Annotated in this window: 20 protein-coding genes; 16 read left to right on the top strand and 4 right to left on the bottom strand. The window is 35.2% G+C overall.

Going from position 1 to position 19188, the window contains the following annotated elements; all coding sequences use genetic code 11:
- Nucleotides 1-88 precede the first annotated feature (88 nt).
- From MHH98_RS10705 to MHH98_RS10740, 8 genes are all read left to right on the top strand, one after another.
- Nucleotides 89-1552, top strand: coding sequence for a spore germination protein (locus MHH98_RS10705; protein WP_445684005.1), 1464 nt, complete (start codon nt 89-91; stop codon nt 1550-1552).
- Nucleotides 1553-1581: 29 nt separating this feature from the next.
- The gene (locus tag MHH98_RS10710; RefSeq protein WP_076065006.1) at nt 1582-2661 is read left to right on the top strand and encodes a GerAB/ArcD/ProY family transporter; all 1080 of its coding nucleotides are present in this window, start codon (nt 1582-1584) and stop codon (nt 2659-2661) included.
- Complete coding sequence (locus MHH98_RS10715; RefSeq protein ID WP_076034839.1) at nt 2658-3770, top strand: Ger(x)C family spore germination protein; 1113 nt, start codon at nt 2658-2660, stop codon at nt 3768-3770. Before MHH98_RS10710 ends, MHH98_RS10715 begins: the two co-directional genes overlap by 4 nt.
- Before the next feature lie 350 nt (nt 3771-4120).
- On the top strand, nt 4121-5881 hold the full coding sequence (locus MHH98_RS10720; RefSeq protein WP_038182048.1) for an ABC transporter transmembrane domain-containing protein: 1761 nt from the start codon (nt 4121-4123) through the stop codon (nt 5879-5881).
- Nucleotides 5874-7661 (top strand): ABC transporter ATP-binding protein, encoded by a 1788-nt coding sequence (locus tag MHH98_RS10725; RefSeq protein WP_340712803.1) that lies wholly within the window; start codon nt 5874-5876, stop codon nt 7659-7661. The genes MHH98_RS10720 and MHH98_RS10725 overlap by 8 nt, the downstream gene beginning before the upstream one ends.
- A gap of 650 nt (nt 7662-8311) precedes the next feature.
- The gene (locus tag MHH98_RS10730; protein WP_038182042.1) at nt 8312-9022 is read left to right on the top strand and encodes a cytochrome c biogenesis CcdA family protein; all 711 of its coding nucleotides are present in this window, start codon (nt 8312-8314) and stop codon (nt 9020-9022) included.
- A gap of 60 nt (nt 9023-9082) precedes the next feature.
- A complete protein-coding gene (locus MHH98_RS10735) occupies nt 9083-9445 on the top strand; it encodes a response regulator (protein WP_076034842.1) in 363 nt (120 codons plus the stop codon).
- A 22-nt stretch (nt 9446-9467) separates the two neighbouring features.
- Nucleotides 9468-9959, top strand: a complete 492-nt coding sequence (locus MHH98_RS10740; RefSeq protein ID WP_038182039.1) for a CcdC family protein — start codon at nt 9468-9470, stop codon at nt 9957-9959.
- A gap of 49 nt (nt 9960-10008) precedes the next feature.
- Here the strand turns inward: MHH98_RS10740 and MHH98_RS10745 are convergent, their stop codons facing one another.
- Nucleotides 10009-10437, bottom strand: coding sequence for a DUF2621 domain-containing protein (locus MHH98_RS10745; RefSeq protein WP_051448632.1), 429 nt, complete (start codon nt 10435-10437; stop codon nt 10009-10011).
- Nucleotides 10438-10552: 115 nt separating this feature from the next.
- Here MHH98_RS10745 and MHH98_RS10750 point away from each other — a divergent pair, with 115 nt between their 5' ends.
- From MHH98_RS10750 to MHH98_RS10765, 4 genes are all read left to right on the top strand, one after another.
- Nucleotides 10553-10774 (top strand): DUF1659 domain-containing protein, encoded by a 222-nt coding sequence (locus tag MHH98_RS10750; protein ID WP_038182034.1) that lies wholly within the window; start codon nt 10553-10555, stop codon nt 10772-10774.
- A 23-nt stretch (nt 10775-10797) separates the two neighbouring features.
- The gene (locus tag MHH98_RS10755; RefSeq protein ID WP_076065010.1) at nt 10798-11019 is read left to right on the top strand and encodes a DUF2922 domain-containing protein; all 222 of its coding nucleotides are present in this window, start codon (nt 10798-10800) and stop codon (nt 11017-11019) included.
- Between the two features lie 72 nt (nt 11020-11091).
- Complete coding sequence (locus MHH98_RS10760; protein ID WP_076034843.1) at nt 11092-11217, top strand: YvrJ family protein; 126 nt, start codon at nt 11092-11094, stop codon at nt 11215-11217.
- Between the two features lie 94 nt (nt 11218-11311).
- Nucleotides 11312-11908 (top strand): SCO family protein, encoded by a 597-nt coding sequence (locus MHH98_RS10765; protein ID WP_038182028.1) that lies wholly within the window; start codon nt 11312-11314, stop codon nt 11906-11908.
- A 44-nt stretch (nt 11909-11952) separates the two neighbouring features.
- On the opposite strand, the gene mscL is transcribed toward MHH98_RS10765, so the two are convergent.
- Nucleotides 11953-12327, bottom strand: a complete 375-nt coding sequence (mscL, locus tag MHH98_RS10770; protein WP_038182025.1) for a large conductance mechanosensitive channel protein MscL — start codon at nt 12325-12327, stop codon at nt 11953-11955.
- Nucleotides 12328-12536: 209 nt separating this feature from the next.
- On the opposite strand from mscL, the gene MHH98_RS10775 reads away from it, so the two are divergent.
- Nucleotides 12537-13973: an MDR family MFS transporter gene (locus MHH98_RS10775; RefSeq protein ID WP_038182020.1), complete on the top strand. Its 1437-nt coding sequence runs from the start codon at nt 12537-12539 to the stop codon at nt 13971-13973.
- Nucleotides 13974-14018: 45 nt separating this feature from the next.
- Entirely contained in the window at nt 14019-14714 is a 696-nt protein-coding gene (locus tag MHH98_RS10780; protein ID WP_038182017.1) for a lytic transglycosylase domain-containing protein, read from the top strand.
- A 497-nt stretch (nt 14715-15211) separates the two neighbouring features.
- Here the strand turns inward: MHH98_RS10780 and MHH98_RS10785 are convergent, their stop codons facing one another.
- Both MHH98_RS10785 and MHH98_RS10790 read right to left on the bottom strand, forming a co-directional pair.
- The gene (locus MHH98_RS10785; protein ID WP_038182014.1) at nt 15212-15460 is read right to left on the bottom strand and encodes a GlsB/YeaQ/YmgE family stress response membrane protein; all 249 of its coding nucleotides are present in this window, start codon (nt 15458-15460) and stop codon (nt 15212-15214) included.
- A gap of 64 nt (nt 15461-15524) precedes the next feature.
- The gene (locus tag MHH98_RS10790; RefSeq protein ID WP_076034845.1) at nt 15525-16085 is read right to left on the bottom strand and encodes a cysteine hydrolase family protein; all 561 of its coding nucleotides are present in this window, start codon (nt 16083-16085) and stop codon (nt 15525-15527) included.
- A gap of 387 nt (nt 16086-16472) precedes the next feature.
- On the opposite strand from MHH98_RS10790, the gene MHH98_RS10795 reads away from it, so the two are divergent.
- Together MHH98_RS10795 and MHH98_RS10800 are read left to right on the top strand one after the other, a co-directional pair.
- On the top strand, nt 16473-17648 hold the full coding sequence (locus MHH98_RS10795) for an alanine racemase (protein WP_038182010.1): 1176 nt from the start codon (nt 16473-16475) through the stop codon (nt 17646-17648).
- Nucleotides 17636-18982: a D-arabinono-1,4-lactone oxidase gene (locus MHH98_RS10800; protein ID WP_038182007.1), complete on the top strand. Its 1347-nt coding sequence runs from the start codon at nt 17636-17638 to the stop codon at nt 18980-18982. The genes MHH98_RS10795 and MHH98_RS10800 overlap by 13 nt, the downstream gene beginning before the upstream one ends.
- Nucleotides 18983-19188 lie beyond the last annotated feature (206 nt).

Genomic DNA, 19188 nt, shown 5'->3' on the forward strand with positions numbered 1-19188 from the left:
TATTAATGTCTAGTTATATTTCCAATTAAACTTCAGGCATACATTTTTTAAAAACTGGGCAAACTACTTAAATATTTAAGAAAGGCGTGTGGTACTTTTGAAATTTAAATTGGTCCGTACCACGAAAGTTGAACAGCTTATTAAAAAGTCTAATAACAAGAAAAATCAGGCTGAGCAAACCATTGAAACGTTAAAGAAAAATACACGCAATGTAGATGATGTTTTATTCAAAAAAATTCCTACAGATGAAGGCGTTGTTACTGTTATTTATTCTTCATCACTTGTAGAGAAAATGACGCTGCAATCGATGGTTTTTATACCTTTAGCTAATCATATAAATCAAATTCACCAAGTATCTGAAGTAATCGACGCTTCTGATCTCAAGGGTGTTACTGCAAAGTTAGACTCTGGCCAAACGCTATTGTATTTTCATGAAACAAATACAATATTAACTATTGATACATATAGTGCGCCAACACGTGCTATAACGAGTACGATGACAGAGTCAACGGTTATTGGACCACAAGATGCGTTTTCAGAATCATTAGAGACAAATATATCTTTAGTTAGAAGACGTATTCAAAATCCGAAGTTGAAAAATGAAGATCAAACCATTGGAACAGAAGCTAACATAAGAATTTCAATAATGTACATGGAGGATACTGTAAATAAGGAGAGTTTAGATACTTTAAAAAAGCGAATCAATAAAATTGATTATCCTTCATTTACGGATATTTCCGTGTTAAAGCAATTAATTGAAGATAATCCTTTATCACCATTCCCACAGTATTACATGAGTGTACGACCGGATAGTATTAGTCGATATCTTATTGATGGCAGAATTGTTATTTTCATGGATAATAGTCAAGCTGCAGTCGTTTGTCCTACATCATTTTTTGAAATGTTTATCTCTATTGAAGATTATTACAATCGTTGGACAACGGCTTCTTTACTTCGAATGCTGCGATTTTTTGGGTTTTTCTTAACAATCATGATGACACCTATGTATATTTCTGCATTAACTTTTCATCCCGAGATTCTTCCATATGAACTACTTCTAAATCTACAAGAATCAAGAAGCAAAGTTCCATTTCCACCACTTTTTGAAGTATTGTTTATTGAATTAATCATAGAAGTATTAAGGGAAGCTGGATCACGAATGCCCGCTAAAGTAGGGCAAACGATCGGTATCGTAGGAGGTATTGTAATTGGAACTGCAGCGGTAGAAGCCGGATTAATAAGTAATATACTTGTAGTATTGGTTGCAACTTCTGCATTACTTTCATTTCTTCCTCCAATTTTTTTAATGAGTAATACAAGTAGATTTATTCGATACTTTTTTATTTTATCTGCAGGTTTGTTTGGTTTGTTTGGACAAATGTTGGCATTTGCTTGGCTAATAACACATTTAGAAGGGTTAAAATCTTTGGGAACGCCGTATTTGGCACCCATTATTCCTAGAAAGGCTTCAGATTTGTTGGATAGTATTATAAGATTTCCGAATGCATTATTAAAAAGTAAGACGGGCATTTCAAAATCACAGAAAAAGTAAATGTTACAAAAGAATTGAGGTAGATTAAGTTGAGTACAAACAAACAGAAATTTTTAAATAGATATCATGTTATCTTTTTGGTGCAAAGCGTAATGGTTGGTACTGGAATACTCACTCTACCTCAAAAACTGAGTGCTTTAGGTTATAGTCAAACACTTTTTCCTATCCTTTTTGGGATAATTGCAAGTCTAACACTATTACCGATGATATGGATTAATAGTAAGTATCCTAATGAAAACTTATTCCGGATCAATGAAATACTATTAGGGAAATTGTTAGGGAAGTGTGTCAATTTATTTATTGTCTTGCAATTTTTGGTTTTTTCAGCAGGGATTATCAGTAGTTATTTACATCTTATACAAAGTACAGCACTTCCAGAGCAAACTATTACTGCACCTGCTTTCTTTTTTCTATTATTACTTATTTATATAGTCCGTGGAGGGATTAGATCTGTAGCAAGGTTCTGCATCTTAACTTTTTTTATAACTCTGCCTATGGTTTATTTTCTTCGTTGGGCAATTGAAAAAGGAGATGTGAGTCATTTTCTTCCTATATTCAATTTTAATAGCAAAGAATTTTATGATGCGATGAAAAAAGGTTATTTATCTATCTTAGGCTATGAATTAATTATGTTTTATTTCCCGAATATTATAGATCAAAAAAAAGCGTATAAACATGCATTAATAGGGATCTGGATAAGCATAGTTCTTTGTTTTATAACAACTGCAGTAAGTGTGATGTATTTTTCAGAATGGCAGTTAAAATATGTAGAGTTTTCGGTATTAAATTTGTTTAAAGCTGGAGAATTTTCTTTTATTGAAAGAATCGATATTATAGGAATGACACTGTGGGTATTTCTAATTTTGTCTACAGTTACAGTATATTTATGGTGCGCGAAAAGAGGCATGGATTCATTACTATCTAAAGAAAAGAAAAATTATATTTACATTCTTGCACTAATTATTTTCCTGATTGTGAAGATGCCATTTCCTCAAGAATTCCAAGAAAAATTATTTTCAGCAAGCAACTATGTTGGATATGTGATAGTAGTTTGGCCGATTTTTTTGGCCATAGTACATTTACTTAGAAAAAAGCAGGTGCAAGCATGAGCAAAAAAATTATATTGATATCTACTGTTTTTGTACTCATTTTTTTGGTAGGTTGTTCAGAGAAAGAGGTAAAAGTACCATTAGAAGAAGTAGGTATGGTTGGTATAATGGCATTTGACTATATAGACGAAGATACAACTAAATTAACCGTAGCGATTCCACAATATTCGCCAGAAGCGCAACGGAATACACAGATTTTCTCAGTGAAAACAGACTTAGTTTCTAAGGGAATTGTTAAAATTGAGAAACTTTCAGATAAAAAAGTTATTTTAAACCAATTACGTGTTGTTCTTATTAATGAGGAATATGCACGAAAGGGAAAAGTGCAGAAAGTCATTCAAAATTTATATAGAGATGCTGAAGTAGGTAATAAAGTACTTATTGCAGTAGTTAATGGAAATGGAGAAGATTTGTTAAAGGGCGAATATTTGGACAAACCAAATATCAACTTTTATTTAAATGATTTATTACTGCCTAGTATCAATACTGCTTTTAATCCGAATACCAATATTCATGATTTTATATACACGTTAACAAATCCAGTATTTGATCCGATTATTCCGATAATAGAAAAAGTCGACGATAAAATAGAGATTAAGGGAGTTGCTTTGTTCAAGAATAAAAATATGTTCGAGAGTATTACACCAAGTGAAGCACTCATTATTCAAGCATTACAAGGTAAAAAGAAACTTGCACCATTACCATTAGATTTAAATAAAGGTAATGGCAAAGAAGTAGTCATGCTCGATTTAATTGAAAGTAAGGTTAAAGTAAAAAGTAATAAAAACCATGATTCTCCAAAGCTAACTATTACATTAAATGTAAAAGGAACGCTTAGTGAATATAAAGGTAAAAGAGAGCATGAATTGAATACGCCAAAAAGTATAGCAATTCTAGAAGATGATATTGATAAACAACTGAGTAAAGACATTGAAGATTTTTTAGACAAACTTAAAGGTTTGAAGATCGACCCAATTGGTCTAAGTGAAAATTTTCGAATGTATTACAAAGGGGAATGGAATAAAAAACTGACGGAAAAAACCATTGCTAAGTTAAATGTGGATGTCCATGTTAAAACGTCTATTATTAGTACAGGTACTTTAAAATGAATTTGACACATTCTTTTGAAATTGCACATAAACGGTTTATCGTATTAAATTTAATCTACCTTTATTACACTTGAATTATTGGAATAGTTGATTCAATTGCTAATTCTGGTAGTTCAAGATGGGTTTGGTTTAAGTTTCTTCCGTAAATCTAATTGAATAAATGATGTGAAAACTATAGGTAATCCTTTATGATTTTATAAATAATAAAGGGTTATTTTTTTGTGGGCATTTTAAAATGAATTGAAAAATAAAAAAATATTTAGGAAACCGAAATTATTTTATTTTTTATCTTCAATCATTTCAGAATATTTGATAAACTGGTACTTGTGAAGAAAAGAAGGTGAATAGAGATGAAGGTATTTTTTGAATTAGGTTGGTTCTTTAAAGAGCGTAAGAAGCAATACTTAGTGGGAATTTCGCTCTTAATCATGGTGGCAATGTTACAGTTAGTACCGCCAAAAATTATTGGTGTTGTTGTCGATGAAATTGGCGGTGGCAACTTAACTGTGGGCTCGCTAGTTAAATGGTTGAGTCTATTAGCTGCTTCTGCAATATTGATGTATGTGATTCGCTATTATTGGCGGATTATGATTTTTGGATCGTCTATGACACTAGCTAAAAGGTTACGTGCAAAATTATTTCATCACTTTACGTCGATGGCACCGTCCTTTTATCAAAAACGTCGTATCGGAGATTTAATGGCACATGCCACAAATGATGTATCAGCTGTGCAACAAACAGCGGGAAATGGTGTTTTAACTCTTGTAGATTCTATTACAACAGGGGGCTTTGTAATCTTGGCAATGGCCATTACGATCGATTGGAAGCTTACGTTAATCGCTTTAATTCCAATGCCGTTTATGGCGCTGTCAACGAATTATTACGGTAAACTTTTACATGCACGTTTTCATCATGCGCAAGCCGCGTTTTCGGACTTAAATGATAAAACGCAGGAAAGTATTACTGGAATAAAAGTGATGAAGACATTTGGTCAAGACAAAGAGGATATCGCAGATTTTAAACGATTATCTGACGAAGTTGTTGCGAAAAATACACGAGTGGCAAAGGTGGATTCACTATTTGATCCAACAATTTCACTTGTTGTAGGTATATCATTTTTCTTAACGATTATATTTGGATCTAAATTTGTCGTTGCTGGCGATATGACACTTGGCGATTTAGTATCGTTTACATCATACTTAGGTCTGCTTGTGTGGCCAATGTTGGCATTTGGTTTACTTTTTAACATCATGGAGCGAGGTAGTGCATCATATGACCGAATTCAAAATCTATTATCAGAGAAAATGGATGTTGAAGATAAAGAAGATGCATTATCCATTCGACCACATGGGGATATCGAGTTTAATATTAATTCATTTACATTCCCTGGTGATGAGACACCGGCATTAAAAGATGTACAGTTCAAGTTGAAACGTGGTGAAACACTCGGTATTGTCGGCAAGACGGGAGCAGGTAAAACTGCGATATTAAAACTATTAATGCGTGAATTTGACGGCTACGATGGGGAGATTCGTTACGGAGAGCATGTCATAGGAGATTATCAAGCAATAAAATTACGCGAAGCAATTGGCTATGTGCCGCAAGAGCATTTCTTATTCTCTGCATCCTTATATCAAAATATAGCTTTTACAAACCCGGATGTTGGTGAAGATGAAGTGACAAATGCTGCGCGAATTGCACAAATTCATGATGATATATTGCGCTTTACGGAAGGTTACAATACCGTCGTCGGAGAGCGAGGAGTATCACTTTCTGGAGGACAGAAACAACGGATATCGATTGCACGAGCGTTGTTAATGAAGCCTGAACTGCTCATATTAGACGATTCTTTATCAGCAGTTGACGCAAAGACAGAAGAAGCCATTTTAGAGTCATTAAAAGAAGCTAGAACAGACGCTACGACAATTATTACGTCCCACCGATTAAGTGCACTTGTCCATGCGCATCTCATCATTGTTTTACATGATGGGGCAGTTGTAGAAAAAGGAACACATGAAAAGTTAATGGCACTTAAAGGTCGTTATTTCGAAATGTATCAATTGCAACAACTTGAACAACAGGTTGAAGAGGGGGTGAGTCAACATGAATGAAGAACAAAAAATCACCCTAACAGGTAAGGAACAGTGGCAAGTATTAAAGCGACTCCTTACATATTTGAAACCACATAAAAAGTCCATTGTGATTGCATTAATGTTGCTCTTAATTACTGTTCTCGGCGATATACTCGGACCATTGTTAATTAAAATATTTATGGATGATTATTTAACACCACGTCATTTCCCGACAAATACGTTAATCACCTTAGCTGCGGTATACATTGGCATTCAAATATTGAATTCGGTTATTAGTTATTTACAGATGCTTCGTTTCAATGTGCTAGCTCTTAAGGTAATCCAGCAGTTACGAATAGATGTCTATACAAAGGTTCATAAACTAGGTATGCGCTATTTTGATAAAACACCAGCTGGTAGTATCGTATCTCGTGTAACGAATGATACGGAAGCCATTATGGATATGTTCGTTAGTGTATTAATTGGCTTTGTACAAAGTGGCTTTTTAGTCATCGGAGTATATATTGCAATGTTTGCATTAAACTGGAAACTGGCATTAGCAACAGTTATTTTACTACCTATTCTTTTCTGTATTGTCTATATTTATAGAAAATATAGTGCCTTTTATTATATGGATATGCGTGAAAGACTGAGTCAATTAAATGCCAAACTTGCAGAATCATTATCTGGTATGTCGATTGTGCAGGCATTTCGTCAGGAAAAACGTTTCCGAGATGAGTTTGACGAGATAAATGAAAAGCATTATAAAGCAGTGATGAGTAGTATTAAACTAGATGGTTTATTATTAAGACCTGTCATTGACTTGGTGTATGCGTTTGGTCTAATTTTAATGTTGAGCTTTTTTGGGATAACATCCTTTAGTGAACCGGTAGAAATCGGTGTCATTTATGCATTTGTCAGCTATATTAATCGCTTTTTTGAACCGATTAATCAAGTCATGCAAAGACTTTCAATTTTCCAGCAAGCGATTGTTTCTGCATCACGCGTCTTTACATTATTGGACGACAAGGAATTAGATCCTCAGCAACTCGATGATTCTTCTGTGAAAATGTCAGACGGTCATATTGAATTCCGAAATGTAACATTCTCATATGATGGTAAGACTGATGTTTTGAAAAATATTTCATTTACCGTTAAACCTGGTGAAACGGTCGCGCTTGTCGGTCATACTGGGAGCGGAAAAAGTTCAATTATTAACCTATTAATGCGATTTTACGAGTTTGAAAGAGGAGAGATTTTAATAGATGGGCAGTCGATTAAAAATTTCCCGAAACAAACGTTGAGACAGCAGATGGGTCTAGTATTACAAGATCCATTCTTGTTTTACGGAAATATTGAAAGTAATATCAAACTCTTTAATGAAAACCTGTCGGAAGAAGATGTCAAAGCTGCAGCAGAGTTTGTGCAAGCAGATCAATTTATCGAATCCATGCCAAATGGCTATAAACATCAAGTGTCAGAACGTGGTTCCACATTCTCAAGTGGGCAAAGGCAGCTCATTGCATTTGCGCGAACTATTGCAACGAATCCGAAAGTGCTCGTATTAGATGAAGCAACAGCAACAATCGATACAGAAACTGAAGTAGCCATTCAAGGAAGTCTCGACAAAATGCGTCAAGGTCGTACAACAATTGCCATCGCGCATCGCCTAAGTACGATACAAGATGCCGAGCAAATATTAGTGCTCCACCATGGTGAAATTGTCGAGCGAGGAACACATCAAGAGTTACTTGCTAAAAATGGCTTGTATCATAAGATGTATCAGTTACAAAATGGATTAGTTCAAGAAGTAGGATAGTGCAAGTATAGTCTCCAGGAAGCTGCTGGTAGTTAGTGGCTTTTTGGGGATTTTTTTGTGGGGATTTTAGGAGTTGAGTAGGGGTAAGAGGTTGCGAGTAGCGCTAAAGGGCACGAGTAGCGCTAAAAGGAGCTCGAGTAGCGCTAAAGAGATTGCGAGTAGCGCTAAAAGGAGCCCGAGTAGAGCCAAAGGGATTGCGAGTAGCGCTAAAGGGCACGAGTAGAGCCAAAAGGAGCCCGAGTAGCGCTAAAGAGATTGCGAGTAGCGTTAAAGAGAGTTCAAGTAGCGCTAAAGAGCCCGAGTAGCGCTAAAGGGATTGCGAGTAGAGCCAAAAGGAGCCCGAGTAGCGCTAAAGGGTCCGAGTAGCGCTAAAGGGATTGCGAGTAGCGCTAAAGGGAGCCCGAACAGCGCTAAAGAGCACCAGTAGCGCTAAAAGGAGCCCGAGCAACGCTAAAGGGAAGCCGAGTAGCGCCAAAGAGGCACCCCAATCAAGCGAGTTTTTTCTCATAGTTATATATCATATTTTCTTAAATAGCTATCGCTATATTCATTGCATAATTTTGTCATGAAAAATTCACAGACAAAAGAAAAGATATTTCTTGAAAAGTTTGGTACGATGGGTACAGAAACTTTAAGGAGCGACAACAAATATGAATACTGATTTTAACTATTTTTTAGCATTTGGTGCAGGTATTCTTAGTTTTATCTCACCATGTACGTTGCCGCTTTATCCAGCATTTCTATCTTACATAACAGGTGTGTCATTTGATAAGTTAAAGAATGACAAAGGAATGCTTCAAAAAACGGCCATTTTGCACACATTGTTTTTCTTACTAGGATTTACAATGATCTTCCTCATTTTAGGGCTAACTACATCTTATCTTTCAGGGTTCTTCTTCAAATACGATGACTTGATTCGTCAAGTTGGTGGGATATTAATTGTTATTTTTGGACTAATGATTATTGGCGTCTTTACACCGGACTTTTTAATGAAAGATCGCAAATTCCAATTTAAAAATAGACCAGCAGGTTATATTGGTTCTTTCTTAATTGGTTTAGCGTTTGCTGCGGGGTGGACTCCCTGTACTGGACCTATCTTAGGTGGTATTCTGTCGTTAGCGGGTACAAATCCAGGATCAGGTATTTGGTATCTACTAACATATAGTCTTGGTTTCTCTATTCCATTTTTCCTTTTATCATTCTTTATGACAAAATTAAGTTGGATTCGTAATCATAGTCAGAAAATCGTTAAAATCGGCGGTTATGTGATGATAATTGTTGGGATATTATTATACTTTGATGGAATGACACTGATTATTAGATTATTACAACCAATTTTCGGTGATTTCATGGGATTTTAATTGGCTTACTACACTTATTAGTAGTATAGTATTTTTAGTTTCAAATTAGGGGTTGAGTGTTTGACGAAGGTATTAGTAGTAGATGACACGATGTTCATGCGTCATGCCATAAAAACGATGTTAGCGGATTCAAGTTATGAAGTCGTTGGCGAAGCGATTAATGGCAGAGAAGCAATTGAAAAGTATCGTGAATTATTACCAGATGTTGTAACGATGGATGTAACAATGCCGGTTATGTCGGGTTTAGATGCAACGAAAGTGATCATCGAAGAATTTCCTGATGCGAAAATTATTATAATCAGTGCATTAGGGCAGCAAAAGATGATTTTACAGGCACTCTCGCTTGGTGCTAAGGATTTTATTACGAAACCTTTTGATCAGCAACGCTTAATGTCTACGATTGTAAAAGTAGTGGAATATTAGTTATGTTAGGAGAGGGTCTATTATGTTGAGTTCAATTCCTTCTCAATATATGGTCATAGGCTCAACTGTCGCTGTTGTCTTTATGGGGATTATGGCGATGACAGTGAGAGCCAAATCGGCTAAAAAACCTGCTAGTGCTAAGAAAATCATTATCCCACCGATTGCGATGTCTACTGGTGCTTTAATGTTTTGCTTTGAATATTTCAGAGTACCTTGGACACAAGTGTTAGAAGCAATTATAGTAGGTATTATCTTTTCAACTGTATTAATCGCGACATCGAAATTTCATATTGTTGAAGATGACATCTTTTTAAAGCCGTCTAAAGCATTTTTCTTTATTTTAGCTGGTTTATTGATTGTCCGTACAGTGGCGAAAATTTATCTAAGTGGTGCATTCCATTTAGGTGAACTTGGCGGCATGTTCTGGATTTTAGCATTTTCAATGATAGTTCCATGGCGAATTGCGATGTTAGTTCGTTATAAAAAGCTTGAAAAACAATTAAATGCAAAATAAAAAAGGTTCTTCTCTATGTGAAATGGAGAAGAACCTTTTTATTTATTACCTAATCAAGAAGATGTTCGTACGGTGTTGTATCGATTTTCATTTGAGTTAATTTTTTACGTAAAAATTTATGATCTCGTTTAGGGGAGGCGATGATATATCCTCTAATAATTAAATCAAATGAAATAGATGACGCTTTTTCCTCTAATGCCAACTCTCCAATTTTGCCTGCTATTTTTTGCTTTGCAACAGGTCTAAATAAATCAGGAACAGGACTTACAAGCTCTGTTAATAAAGCTTTAGAGTCGTCACCCCATAAATGGATTGTCTCACCAACATAATGTTCTTCCCAATCCATAGCAGATTTACCATCTTCTTTAGGCATCCTTTTTAAGAACTTACGGAACATAAAGAATCCGCCAATTGCCATCAAGCCTATGAATAAAACTACCCAAATTAATATAAACCACAGAAACCAGCCAGTTAACAAACCTCTCACCTCTTCTATACTCTTCTACCATTATAAAAGGAAGTTGAAAAAAATTCACCTGTTGTCTCCTTTTCTTTTAAAAAATTCTATTTAATTAGTGAAAGGGGGGAACAACATGGCGACTTTTAATTTTAGTAACGCAACACTGCGCTTGTCATTCGTAGTAGGTACAAATGACAAGGGAGAGCCAGTAGAAAAGAAGAAAACGTATAACAATATTAAGAAAGGTGTACAAGCAGAAGCATTAGTAACAGTGTCAAATGTAATTGCCGGTTTAACAAGCAATGCTATGAGCAAAGTTGAGTTTAATGAATTACAAGAAGTACTAAGTAACTAATTTAAGAAAGGGAGGGATTATTAATGGCAAAAGTATTACAGTTACAATTTAAAACTGCAGGTGACAAAAATTATACGCTAAACGTCGATGCTCCAAAGTACTCACTGACCGAACAGGAAATTAGTGATGCGATGGTGGCTATAATCGATAGTGCTGTATTTTTAGTGCACGGCGAGCCTATAGCAACGATTAAAGGCGCTCAAATAGTAGATCGCCAAGTGACTGAATATCAAGTACAAGCATAAGCATAGTAGATTGTCTCGTTCGCCATCAAGGCTGATGGGGCAATCTTTTCTATTTGCAAAGGGGGGAATGAGATGGAGCAATGGCTGACGTTTATACAGGAAGTAGGCTTTCCTATTGTTGTATCATTTTACTTGATGCACCGTGTGGAGTCTAAACTAGAATCGATTCACGATGTGCTAGTCTCTTTAAAAACATAATCCTTCACAAATTCGTCTTAAACGAATAGTACAGCCTTCTTGTGTTATTGTATACAATTCGTTAAGATTGTTTGTATGAAGGAGTGAATCACCCATGAAAAAAAGACATTTAACATTGCCATTATTATTAATATTTGTATTAGTATTATCTGCTTGTGGCAACGGGAAGTTTAAAGCGGATACAGATTGGAAAGTAGAACCATTTGAATATACCAATCAGAACAATGAAAAAGTATCGTTAGATTCTTTAAAAGGTAAACCTTGGTTAGGTATGTTCATTTTCACAAGATGTACTACTGTATGTCCACCGATGACGATGAATATGACGGATATTCAAAAATCTTTCCAAGACAAAGGGTTAGAAGACTATAAGATTGTTGGATTTAGTGTTGATCCTGAAGTCGATAAGCCACAAGTATTAAACAAATACTTGAACAGCTACCCAGTTCCAGATAGTTCTAAATGGGAATTTTTAACTGGTTATTCACAAGATGAAATTGCAGACTTTGCTTTAAAATCATTTAAAACGTTAGTAAAAGACAATCCAGCAGATGACCAAGTGATCCACGGTACAAGCTTTTTCTTAGTTGATCAAAATGGTGTTGTTGTTAAAAACTATAGTGGTGCACAAGATGTACCTTTCGATACAATTGCCGTCGATATGGAAACAATAATTGAAGATGGTAAATAAAAAAACGAGCGATTCTTATTGAGTCGCTCGTTTTCTTGTCTATATTATGCTTGCTTGTCTTTTAATAAATCGCGAATATCTTTTAATAATTCTTCAGTAGTAGGTGCTGGTGGTGCTTCAACAACAACTTCTTCTTTTTTCTTCTTGAGGCTCAATTTAGAAATGATTCGAATGAACATGAAAATTGAGAAAGCGATGATGAAGAAATCTAGTGCACTTTGGATAAAGTTCCCGTATTTTATATCTTTGTAATGTAAGTCAGTGAATGATACTGTGCCAAGTAATAAAGAGACTATCGGAGTAATAATATCATTTACTAACGAAGTTACGATTTTTCCGAATGCCCCCCCGATTACAACCCCTACGGCTAAATCTATTACGTTGCCTTTTAAGGCGAACTTTTTAAAATCTTCCCACATATATATATGTACCTCCTAAATAATTGGGTAAACAAATTGAGAGTAAAATGGTTGTTATGTACATTTATACTAATACCCATTTTTTTATAGTATCAAACCTCTTTGTCAGAAACTAGCGGAAAATTACTCATTTAGGTAATTTTTTGTTTTCGTGTTATAATATTTTATTTAGTAGGACTGTATAACTTTTTTTAGAATTGAGGTTTTTTATGAATAAAGTATTTATTGCTGTATTACTTGCAACGGCACTTGCAGCGATTGAAGGTACCATTGTTGCAACAGCAATTCCAAGTATTACTACCGATTTGTCAGGCGTTGAGTTAATTAGTTGGATCTATTCAGCTTATTTACTGACATCAGCTATTGCGACGATTATATTCGGTAAATTAGCTGACTTATTTGGTCGAAAAAAGATGATCATCATTGGGATATCCATTTTCTTATTAGGCTCATTATTATGTGGTTTAGCACAGTCGATGGAGCAGTTAATCGTATTCCGTGCAATTCAAGGGATTGGAGCAGGTTCGATCTTACCGATCACTTTAACGATTGTCGGAGAATTATTTGACACTGAAAAAAAACGTGCAAAAGGCCAAGGTTGGATTAGTATGGTCTGGGGCGTATCGGGTGTAATAGGACCACTAGTTGGTGGCTTTATTGTTGACCAATTAACATGGCATTATATTTTCTTATTGAATATACCGTTTGGTTTAGGATCTATTTTCATGATTGCTAAATACTACGAGGAAGAAGTGCAAACTGCGAAGCGTAAAATCGATTATGCTGGAGCGCTATTTTTCTCAATTGGGATGGTTGCATTACTCTATACGATTATTGAGGGAAGCAATACACAAAATTGGTTCGGTTCTAAATCAATTATTTTATATGCAGTAGCGGCTATTGCACTAATCATATTTGTTCGAGTAGAGCTAAAGGCAGAAGAACCAATTGTACCCCTTTCTTTATTCAGAAATCGCCGCTTGAATATAGTAAATGGTTTAACGCTATTTGTAATGGCCATTGTCATTAGTATTTCGGCATACTTGCCTATTTTTGCACAGTCGGTTTTTGGTAAGAATGCTACGCAAGCTGGTTTAATGTTGACACCATTATCTGTTATGTGGACAGTAGGGGCAATTTTAGGGAGTAATTTAATAGGGCGTTTAACAACTAAAACAATTATTCAAATTGGTACAGGGTTGTTAGTAATCGCTACATTTATCTTAACTACTTTATCTGCTGATTCAAATGAAATACTTGTTTATGTTGGAACAGGGTTATTAGGTGTTGGTATGGGTTTAATAGCACCAATGTTAATCATTGCTGTACAAACTTCTGCTAAAAGAGATCAGTTGGGAACATCTATTGGCTTGAATTCCTTCATTAATACATTTAGTCAATCCGTTGGAGCCGCAATTTTTGGTATGTTGTTTAATCTAGCAACAAGTGAAAAATTAGCTAGCTTTGGTAAAGGCGACATCAATTTAAATGGTCATTTTGATACAAATATATTTTCTAGTGAAGAAATTGGTCAACTGGTCGATATAATAGCTAGCGGTATTCGTGTCGTATATTCAGGTTCTTTTGCATTTGCGATTGTCGCATTTGTGTTAGCGTTCTTTATAGCTAAAAAGAAACCAATCTAATAGTCGATAATATTCCTTAATAATGTGATGATAGGTGTTTAGAAAATGGTAAATAAAAAGAAGCAACAATTGCATATGAAATTGAAGCTCTGGCTGATCATTTTACTAATCCCGGTATCGATTGCACTTTATACAACGACAATCATCATGTGGCAGCAGTTAAAAGAGCTGCCGATTATTAAAAAACTTGGTACTGAAGATATGAAAGATATACCAGCATTTGATATTGAAATTCCGAATAAGTATATTCCGATTTATCAGAAGGCGGCAAAGAAATACCATATTCCATGGACTTTACTTGCTGCACATCACCGCATTGAAACACGATTTTCGACTATGAAAACGTTAGAATCACCCGTTGGAGCGGTAGGTCATATGCAATTTATGCCTTGTACTTTTGTTGGCTGGAATCATCCTTCTTGTAAAGACCTTGGAAAAGGCAATATTCAAAAGAAGGAATTGACTGATCCTAAAACTATTAAAAGTTATGGTGGTTATGGTGTAGATGCAAATGGGGACGGACAAGCAGACCCATATAATATTGAAGATGCTATTTATAGTGCTGCCAATTATTTAGCCGCTAGTGGCGCAGCAAATGGTAAGATAAAAAAAGCTGTATATCATTATAATCATGATGACGTATACGTAGAGAATGTACTCTATTATTACAAACTCTATGATAAACATAAAAAAGAGCTCGTTTTTAATAGTAAAATCGCTTTAGAGGCTTCAAAAAAATAGAGTTAGTAGTATTAGCTCTCTATAGAAAAAATTAAAAAGAGCACACCGCTGTTTACATAGTGGTGTGCTCTTTTGTTATTAAAGATATGAGTAAACTTATTAAGATTTAGATTGCTAAACGTGAGTATTTTATGAATGTTGAGATAGATGATTAAACTAAAAAGGATTGTTTTAGGTGAATGTCGAATGTTCTATGACTGTAGTGAGGATTGAGTAGTAAGTTACTTTATTAATAAAGAGAATTAGCAGGGGGATGTATTTTATACTGATTTAAGAAGAAGAATGCCAAATTACAGGTTGAATTCAGATGCTGATGAAATCAAGAAGAAAAATTAATAATACAAATTTGAGTGCTAAAAACGTTGCTTCAATAATTAAAGATAGGTTCAATTTATAAAATACCTTTGGAAAAACATTTGCAACTAGAGAAGATTATAAATACAAAAAGGATAGATAAGGCAAATATTGTTTGCCTCGTCTATCCTTTCATGTGCTCATTACTTGTTCATGCCTCTTAAAATTAAACTTGCGACGAAAACTAAAATCACGCCACCGATAATTGAAGGGAATACGTAGAAGCCTTGAACTTCCCAGCCCCATGAACCAAGCAATTTCCCACCAAGCCAAGAACCTAAAATCCCTGCAACCATATTACCTATGATTCCTCCGGGTATATCTTTACCTAATATTAAGCCAGCAACCCAGCCGATTAATCCACCTACGATTAAATATAAAATAACACTCATTTATGATCACTCCTTTAGATGTATATTATTCGTATAGCCCTATTGGAGTGAATTTAAACCTTTTTTATTTTTTAAAAGCAATTACCTCTGCACCAAGTGTGTTTTTGAAGTGGTTTAACGCCCATTTGTGCCCATTTTCGTCAAAGCTTGCAACACCATTTTCGTAGATATAAGTTTTGAATCCTTTGTTGTATGCATCTACTGCAGTATGTAGTACACAAATGTCTGTGCAAACACCTACTAAGTGAATTTCTCGAATGCCTCTTTCAGCTAAAAGCTGATCTAAGTTTGTACCAGCAAATGAGCTGTAGCGTGTTTTATCCATCCATAGAATGTTACTTTGATCTTGATAATCTTTGAAAATTTTTTCTAATGAACCAAAGAGTTCTCTTCCTTCAGTATCTCGAATATTATGAGGAGGGAACAGTTTAGACTCTGGATGATAGTCATCATTTGCTTCATGTAGATCACAAGAAAAAACGATGAACTCTCCATCTTTGATAAATTGTTCTGTTAGTGAAGCTATGGTTTGTTCGATTGCTTGACCAGCCTTTCCACAAGTTAAAGCGCCATCTTCCGCCACAAAATCATTCGTATAATCGATTACAAGTAAAGCTTTCTTCATATTATTATGACCTCCAAACATGCCTTTACATATATCATTACATAGAGAGGTGGAATTGTCATATTAAACTTATAAGTTTGAATTTTTGCAAAATAAGTTGTTTGTGATTATAATATGGAAAAAGAAGGGGGAAATACTTATGAATCAAACCTTAAAGAAGAAATTTAATAAACAAGGATTAGTATTTGTTCTTATACACACAATTTTCTTCTTAAATCTTACTGTGGATTTATGGGAGATTCGTTAGTCGCTGACAAGTTGAAAATGATTATGATTAGGATTATTCAAATGTCCTTTTAGCTGGAAAAGTAAAACATCATTATTAGATGGGTTCCTCGCTAAAGGGGCATTTTTTGTTTTTTTAATATATAGATAGGGTGTGAGGCAATGTCAACGTTTGATCGTGCCTTTGAACATTTAGAGTGTCCATTTGCGTGGATTGATTTAGACGCACTTGACGCAAATATTGATTTTATCAATCAACATACAAACGGGAAAAACATTCGAATTGCGACAAAATCGATTCGCTCGAAAGATCTTCTCACTTATATTGCTTCAAAATTACAATCTTTTTCGGGTTGGATGACTTTTACTGCAGAAGAGACGTTGTATTTGATAAATGAGGGGTTTGATCATTTTCTTATTGGCTACCCCATATTCGAACCGAAGAGTACTAGAAAGCTTATAACACATGTGAAAGATGGAAAGGACATTACCTTTATGGTAGATGATGTGAGACAAATTCAATTCTTGCAAGACATTGCAAGTGAATACGACACATCTTTACATATTTGTATCGATATCAATCTTTCAATGAAAACCCCCTTTATTTACTTTGGGACAAGGCGTTCATCTTTACATTCTTTACCGCTACTAACACAATTTCTATCAGAAGTAACAAAGTTTCCAAATGTTGTAGTGAAGGGCTTGATGGGATATGAGGCGCAAATTGCTGGAGTAATCGATAAACCACTTCAAAAATTGCAAGCACCGATGATCCGGTTTTTGAAAAATAACTCGAAGAAAAAGTTGGCAGTCTTTCGTAAACAAGCTGTTGAGGAGCTATTGACACGCTTTTCAACGATAGAAATTGTTAATGGAGGAGGTTCAGGGAGCTTACAATATACAGCGGCTCAAGAAGAAGTGACTGAGGTGACAGTAGGATCGGCATTTTTTGCACCAGCACTTTTTGATCACTATCATACATTGAATTTACAACCAGCAGCTGGTTTTGCGTTACGTGTCACGAGAAATCCTGAACCGAATATCGTTGTTTGTCATGGAGGAGGATATATCGCTTCTGGTTCAATAGGCAGGGACAAACAGCCAGTACCCTATGACGAACAAAATTATCGTTTTTATGATTTAGAAGGTGCTGGTGAGGTGCAAACTCCTCTTAATGTACGAAGTGGTCATCAAATAAATATTGGCGATAAAATCTATTTTCGTCATGCTAAGGCAGGAGAGTTATGTGAGCGCTTTCTTTGTCTGGAAGCGAAACGAAAAGATCGATATATAAATAGTTTTGCAACTTATAGGGGGGACGGGAAATGTTTTCTGTAAAAGATTGGATTGATCAAAAGGAATGGACAAATTGGTCAGGCAACGTGGTCAGTAAACCATCTAGATCCTTATTACCACTTTCTACTGAACATCTATCGCAGATAATAAAAAAGGTAAGTGAAAATGGTCAAACGCTTCGAGTTACTGGTGCTGGACATTCTTTTAGCCCTGTAGCAATGCCTGATGATATAGCTGTATCTTTACACAATATGAGAGGATTAATCAATGTTGATCAGGCATCAGGGGAAGTAACTTTATGGGCAGGAACTTATTTATATGAAATTGGGCCAATGCTAAAGGATTACGGACTAGCACTTCAGAATATGGGGGATATTCAGGAGCAAACAATAGCGGGAGCTGTTTCAACTGGAACACATGGTACAGGAATCACACTTGGATCCATTTCAAATCAAGTGATTGCTTGGGGGTTTGTAGACGGACTAGGAGAATATCATGAACATAAAAGGGCAGATGATGAATTGTCCAATTCCTTACATTTATCACTTGGTTTATTAGGGGTTCTTGTTCAAGTGACACTTCAAACTGTGCCATTATATAGCTTGAAATGTGTTTCAACACAATCCATATTACCAGTAGCATTACAGGATTGGTCACAAATGATACGAGAGAATCGTCATTTAGAATGGTTTTACTTCCCCGGTAGTGAGAAAGTACAAGTGAAAATGATGAACATGATTCCAATAATTGAACAATCGAAATCGTCCAAAGTGATTGAAAGCGTCAAAACTCAATTTGTGGAAAATGGTTTGTTTTATCTGATGTCAGAGCTATGCCGTAAACAGCCAAAAAGAACAGCTCTCGTCAGTAAAATTTCTGCATCAAGTGTGCCAAACGGTATGAAAACAGGACTTAGCTATGAAATTTTTCCAACACCACGTCATGTTAAGTTTTTAGAGAGTGAATATGCGATACCATTAGAACACTTTGAAGCATGTATGGAAGAGATACATTATACGTTACTATCACATCCATTCCGAGTACATTTTCCGATTGAATGCAGAACGGCGTCAGGTGAGATGGGATATCTAAGTCCTACAGGAGGAGTAGAATCAGCATTTTTAGCATTTCATATGTATAAGGGGATGGATGAGAAGCCTTATTTTAGATGGGTGCAACATCTAATGACGAAGTATAACGGTCGACCTCATTTCGGTAAAGTAAATGCATTAACCGCTGAAAGAATGCTAAAATTATATCCAAATCTGCCGAAATTTTTAGAGCAGCGTGACAAATATGATCCAAATGACGTTTTCATGACAGCTTATTTTAAGACGTTGTTTACAAAAGTAGAGTGCAAAAGTCTAATAATGTAACGCCTTCCGAGCTCCACTCCATTCATAACATAACAATGGGATGGGGCTTTTTTTTATATCTAAATTAATGCAATTTATAAATTCTTCGAAAAATTTAAAAAACGTTCATAATTCAGCTAAAACCAAACTAAAAGGGAATGAAAACGCATACACAAATAATTAAATATTTTAAATTGATAAACAATTCAAAAAATAAGGTTGACGTG

Origin of the sequence: Viridibacillus sp. FSL H8-0110, assembly GCF_038003565.1 — a bacterium.
GTDB lineage: Bacteria > Bacillota > Bacilli > Bacillales_A > Planococcaceae > Viridibacillus > Viridibacillus arenosi.